The 6,162-nt window shown below is 39.0% G+C and carries 4 protein-coding genes and 2 pseudogenes; all 6 read right to left on the reverse strand.

What is annotated here, in order from left to right:
- Positions 1 to 50: 50 nt before the first annotated feature.
- Positions 51 to 1,502 (reverse strand): C-terminal helicase domain-containing protein, encoded by a 1,452-nt coding sequence (locus ICL16_RS16865; RefSeq protein ID WP_337907040.1) that lies wholly within the window; start codon positions 1,500 to 1,502, stop codon positions 51 to 53.
- An 18-nt stretch (positions 1,503 to 1,520) separates the two neighbouring features.
- A pseudogene (locus ICL16_RS16870) lies at positions 1,521 to 2,481 on the reverse strand (IS630 family transposase).
- 107 nt (positions 2,482 to 2,588) lie between these two features.
- On the reverse strand, positions 2,589 to 4,421 hold the full coding sequence (locus ICL16_RS16875) for an SNF2-related protein (RefSeq protein ID WP_190829793.1): 1,833 nt from the start codon (positions 4,419 to 4,421) through the stop codon (positions 2,589 to 2,591).
- A 5-nt stretch (positions 4,422 to 4,426) separates the two neighbouring features.
- On the reverse strand, positions 4,427 to 5,200 hold the full coding sequence (locus ICL16_RS16880; protein ID WP_190829795.1) for a hypothetical protein: 774 nt from the start codon (positions 5,198 to 5,200) through the stop codon (positions 4,427 to 4,429).
- Between the two features lie 137 nt (positions 5,201 to 5,337).
- Entirely contained in the window at positions 5,338 to 5,703 is a 366-nt protein-coding gene (locus ICL16_RS16885) for a TaqI-like C-terminal specificity domain-containing protein (protein ID WP_337907041.1), read from the reverse strand.
- A 50-nt stretch (positions 5,704 to 5,753) separates the two neighbouring features.
- Positions 5,754 to 6,162, reverse strand: a pseudogene (locus ICL16_RS16890) (hypothetical protein); the annotation flags it as partial.

The raw sequence follows: 6,162 nt of genomic DNA on the forward strand, positions 1-6,162 counted from the left end.
CAGGATGCGCAGTGCGATTGAGCGACAACCACTGCCCTTTGGGCGTAAGCCTATCGTGGCTTAAACCACTGGTAACAAACTAGCTGCACCTCTTCTTCTTTAATTATGGACAGTGCATTGACATCTTCTGGTTGCTCCTCAATTTCATCATAGAGTTGCTGATCAACAAACAACTCATCCAAGTCAGCCACAAGTAAACCCAAGTCGCGACTCTCAACAAACTTTTCCCAAATTGCCTTAATGTCTTTCTCATAAGTGCGGAGATTAACTCCTGTGATGGTTTGCAACACGCGCTCTTTGGCTTCTGTATTTGTTAGTTCTGTAAGAAAATTAGATTGGGTTAAGGCAGTTTGCACTTTTTGCAGTAATTTGGATAGAGTTGGGCGCAGTTTTCCTCCTGCTTGTCGCCGCTGGAGATCGGAAAGCAGGTTACGCACTGCACCTTCTAGCACATAAAAAATAGCATTGTCAAATTGGGCAGGCGGTAGGTTATCCGAGTGTGGGAAGTCATCAGCTTTACATTGCAACCACTTAAAAATTTGCCGCTTTTCACTGACAAGTTTAGAGGGATCTGTAGAAATATGCCCTTTGATACGCGGGTAGAAGTGCCAAAAGTGCCGATCTCGCGCACGAAAAGCAAGGAAAATTCCACCTTCAGGATACTCTCGCAAGAGGCGATCGCTAGCTTGAAACTTAAGTTCTCGGCAATGAATGCCCAAGGGAATTTCCTCAGCCGCGCCCGATCCTACCTGCTGAATAAACTCCAGTAGGGGAAAGCGCATTTCATCAAGAGACACCAAATCTGCTACCTGCTCTAGCTCCTCTAAAATTTCTGCTTTCTCGGCATCGGTATCGGCTTCCTTGAGTCGCCGCAATTCCTCCAAACTACGCTCTGAAATAGTCTCCCCTAAAACGCTGGCATCAAGTCCCACCTCGCGATCAATCATCGCAATTCGCTGTTGCAACCTTTGCACCAATCCCAGCAGAGTTTCTAAACCTTCTTCGGGAAAGCAATTATAAATAAACAGTTCCTCAAAATCTGTACCCAGACGGTCAATCCTACCAGCCCCTTGAATCATTCTGACTGGGTTCCAGTGCAGGTCATAGTTTACCAAAACTCCAGCGTCTTGGAGGTTTTGCCCTTCTGATAGTACATCAGTACAGATGAGAATGTCAATTTCCTGGTTTTGGTATTGTTCTTCATCATTAGGGCAATTAGCTTTAGGCGCAAAACGCTTGACTTTCTCAAATCGCTGCTTACTTGGCGTCGCCCCTGTTAGTAAATCAATGATTGGCGTCTCATCTACTTGCATCTTTACCAACCAGTTTTGATCTGCTAATAGTTGCTGATACACATACTCAGCAGTATCTTTGAAATAACTAAATACTAAAATCTTTTGACCTTTCAGCCGCAAAAGTAGCTCTTTAAACGCTGCTAGCTTGCAGTCATAGTCTTGGTTAGCTGCTACGGTTTCTCGAATTAGGTTCAGTTTCTGGAGAATATCTTTTAGTGTAAGTAATTAGGCAAAATTAATTATATATTTATCTCCAAAGTTACGAAAGATATCTTCCACGGCTTCAACCAAACTTTTCCAGCTAGAGTATGCATCTATTTCTAGCCACTTATATTTAATAAAACGCCATAATATCTCAATAATATTTAACTCAGGAGAATAGGTAGGTAAAAAGAAAATAATTAATCCTTTCTTCTCCCATTCTTCTTGTTTATCTTTAAATGCATTACTTGTATGAATTGAAGAATTATCTAAAACTAATACAGTTTTCTTTTTTAACTTTTCGCAAAATTTATCAATACAAGCTATGACGACATCGCTATTAATACTTCGTTCAAACAAATACACATCTAAGTCATTCTTTCTATTTAAAAACCCTAAAGCATTTAGTCGTTTACTTTTCTGGGTATTAACGGTAATTGTTTCTCCTTTATCTTGCCATGCATAAGGAACATATGAAGTTAAACAAAAACCGACTTCATCAACATATCTTAAATCTATTTCTCCTCTATCTTCTTGTTCTTTCAGATCTTTTAGTTCAAGCTTTTTAGCTTGATATTCCTCAGGTTCAGGCTGTCCGGCTACTCCTCTTTTTATCCGACGCCAGCTCATATTTAATGATTTTAATATTCTCTTAATTGTATCAATACTAATCTCAATTCCCCATTCTTATTTAACATTTTGTTTGACTTGCTCTAAATTTTTGGGGTTTTGTAAAGTCCATTTTCTAATCTGTTCTTTCTGTGACTCATTTAATGCGCGATTTTCTGCCTCGTCCTTTTTGATCATATAATCCTACTAATCCAAAAAATTCCCAATCATTAAACCAATTATAAATGGTAAGACGAGTTACCTTAAATATTTGTGTTAATTCCTGAATATTATATCCTTCAAAACTTAACTTAATACACTGCGCTCTTTGTCTTACTTGATGATACTTACTTTGTTTATAAATCCGTGTTAGCATCTTTATAGTCTCTTGACTTAATCCTCGAATAAAACGCACAGCTACACTTTTACCTTCTGATATTGTTTTCAATTAACAGTATATCATAATGTATAAATAATTTTGCGCTAGTACTTACGACAGTCCTCGGCAATTTGCGATCGCATCTGGTTGATTTGATAATCTTTAGCGTCAATCTCCGCCAAAGAATTAATCAACTCATTAATTTCAACATTTTCCTCTTCATCAATTTCTGCTACCAAAATCTTACGAAAAGAAGCGCTATCTAATAGTCGTCCCTCTTGCAGGTAAGCATCAAACTCTTGCTGAAACTCCTGCTGATAGGAGATACTATTTTCAAAAGCTATGAGTGAACTTTCCAAACGCTTTAAGAACAGAGATTTCATCAAGGCAGCCAGGGCTTCATTCCGCTTCACCTGAGCTTCATCAAGCTGATTTTTCTTCTTCTTGAACGCTCTAATATTGTAAGGTGCTAGATTCAATTGGTCAATTTGGTTAGCAATCCCTGCATAAAGTCCAGCAAAACTTGCCTCAAAGTTGTAGGTGAATTGTTCTAGCTGCCGTTTCGGAAAGCGAATTTCCTTACCTGCAATGAAAATCTGCTCTCCCGCTTGTTGTCGCTTAATCACATCCTGACGACTTCGCCTTACCATCGTTTGCAGCAGCAACTCGGTGATTTCCACGCTACCCTTGACTAAAGATTGGAAGTAGCCTTTGAGATTAGATATACCCCACTCACGATAGTACGCCTCGTTGTTACGAGTTAGAAGCAAAATCTGATGGTACAAATCGTACAGGCTATTGTTAATCGGAGTTGCCGTTAGCAGCACAACTCGTTTATTACGTTTACCACTGCCAATTAACCGTTGTAAGTTACGGTAACGGTTGGTAGCACAGTTGCGGAAGTTGTGCGATTCATCCACTACCACCAAGTCGTATTTACTAAACCGCTTGACATCAAAGTGCTTGCGGCTAATTTCTTCCTGGGAGATGACATCTGCTTTAATGCCAAACTCATCCAGCTTTTTCAACCACACCAACTCTCGCAGTTGGGCAGGGCAAATAACTACGGCACGCGGTACGTAACCAGGGCGTTTGTCTTTAATCAAATAATGATCGAGCAGTCGTAAACCAATAAAAGTCTTGCCTAAACCGACGGCATCTGCTATAATACAAGCTCGGTGACGTTCTAAGAGTCTCACAGCCCGTTCAAAACCCTCTTGTTGGAAACTGGCAAGTTCTAGGGATGTGCGATCGCTTCCTTCTGGTCCAGTGTCATCCTTGAATAGTTCATACAACGCTTTGACAAACACCTGATAGGGCGTGTAAGCTTTACTACCAAACTTTGATGCATTAAGAGTATCAATTAGCTTGGCTTTGTAATCAGTGTCAACACTGGGGTGATTCCAGAACTTCTCAAACCAGTTGGTACGGAGGTCACGAGCAATGGCAGTTTGCTTATTCAGCACATTTAGCTCAGTGTTTCCATCTAACCCTGATGGCGTGAAGTTACTAGAGCCAACAATACTATAGTCATCAAAGATATATGCCTTGGCATGGAGGAAAGGTGTTTTCTCACTCATTGCACCAAAAAGCCTAACCTGAATGTGGTCTTGTTGCAGATAAGCAATTAAGCGGTCAATCTGCCGTTTGTACTGTAAATTAAAAGGTTCTCCTTCTAGTTGTCCTTGGACATTGTGGCGGAAGTAGCGAATGAGGTCAATGCGATCGCGCTCCGCTGGGTTAATAGCAGGATCGCGACCAATTAGCAAGCGTAGGTTAGTGAGAGTGTTGAAAGCTTCTTCTAACCGTATCCAAGCTTCGATACGGAAAAAGCCAGTAGCGATATCAAGATCAGTTTGGCTGTCGTTGAGGATTAGCTTTTTGAGGACAGCTTCAAGTTTGTGGCGATCGTTATCGATATAATCTGGTAGTGGCATTGATTTTAAAATTCAATAGAATCAATAGAGTCGATAGATATAAAAATGTTGTTATTAACTTCTTGAAAGTCTGGATTATTAACTTCACCGTAAGCAACAGATATAACTACAACGTATTGAGGTGTACCAAGTTGCCTGTTATAACCCTTGGCGATTTTTAACGCCTCTGGAGAAAATTCTAAATCTAGTCCTCGCAGATATCTAAATATAATTTGGTATGAGAACGGTAGTGAAAATCTGTAAAGTTTTTCATTCTTCTCATTAATCGAATTTACTAGGTTAATAGGAATTACGGCGGTATGCGTATACTGTTCCAATAAGGAAAAAATCGACTCAGTAAGAAATGGAAAATATTGATGTATCGGTCGATGATCATACATTAGCAACGATGAATGCGGTGCATTGCTAGCTATTCTCTTTAATTGCTCATCTCTAATAGCATCAAAAGAATATTCGACTTGATGTATTTTCTTAGCTTCAAGGAAAGCAACTCCCTCTAAATACTTATCGGGATATTGAATTCTAACTATAAAAGCTATATCACCAAATTTATTTTCATTCTTACCAGTAAGTTTGTACGATGAAGATTCTATTTTTAGAGATGTTGAAAACGCATCCAGCATTTGAATTGTTTTAAACTTTTTCCTATATTCAGACATAATTCTTCTAGTTATATAATCTTCATGCCAGTCATAAGGGAAACAATCTTTAACTTCTTGCCTTAGCATTTGTTCTAATTTTGCATAAAATCTTTGTATTTCAATATATTGAGTACTCATATTCCTCTGACAAGCATTTGTTGATTATTTATTTAATTTACATTCTACTGACCTTTAAGCTGTAATATTTCCTGTGCAGCCAGCCCGTACACATGCCCAACTCGGTCGTCAATTTCCGCTTCCCAGTCTGCTACTCCCTACCCTTTAGCATCTAGGCATTTTTGAACTAGAGCAGATATGGCTTGACGATCAGCAGTGGAGGCATTTGGGATAGGAATTTGTTCAAGTTTTTCTTTGTATGCCTGCAAATAACCATTCTGCAAGTCAGTACAAATTTGTTTAAGAAACCACCAACCAGTAGAAGAATTTAGAATTGCGGTAACATATTCATCTACCCCAGCAATCATGTGAAGTGCATTATTGTGAAAAAAGCCTTGCCTATCAAAAGCAAAAGTAGGCTTATCCATAAAGATCCCTAATATAATTTTTTGCTGTTCAAACTCGCGCCAATACCTACAAGAGCGTAACTCCCAAAAATATTTACCTTGGTCGTCACGCTTGATAAGCCTTGGTCTAGTATGTTAATTTTGTGGATGACAGTCAGGGAAAGAGTTCATGCAGGTTCTGTGTCAGAAGTAGTCGCCAATGAAAGGCTTCGTTTTTGGGAGAGCATAGAAGAATCAAAAACAGATTGAGACCAAGAAGCAACATCGATAAAACGAATGGATTCCATGGCTTGTTTTACCAGGCTAGTTGTGATTTTTAGCGTAAATAAAGGAATCATTAAAATACTAGTACCAATATCTTTAAGAGGTCGTCTAGCTGCAAATAATTTGTATTTACCGAAAAGGGATTCAATGACATCAGAAGTACCAAGTAGAATCTGGTCTACGGGAATTTGAGCAGCTTCAAAGGTTAAATATTCGAGAATTTTTTCCTGAAACGTTTGTCCTCTTGGTGTGAAAGAATAAGTCGAGATAGTATTCAACCATTCTTGTGAAGATTGAGAATGTAATCCTTGA

Source organism: Iningainema tapete BLCC-T55, from assembly GCF_014698965.1.
GTDB lineage: Bacteria > Cyanobacteriota > Cyanobacteriia > Cyanobacteriales > Nostocaceae > Iningainema > Iningainema tapete.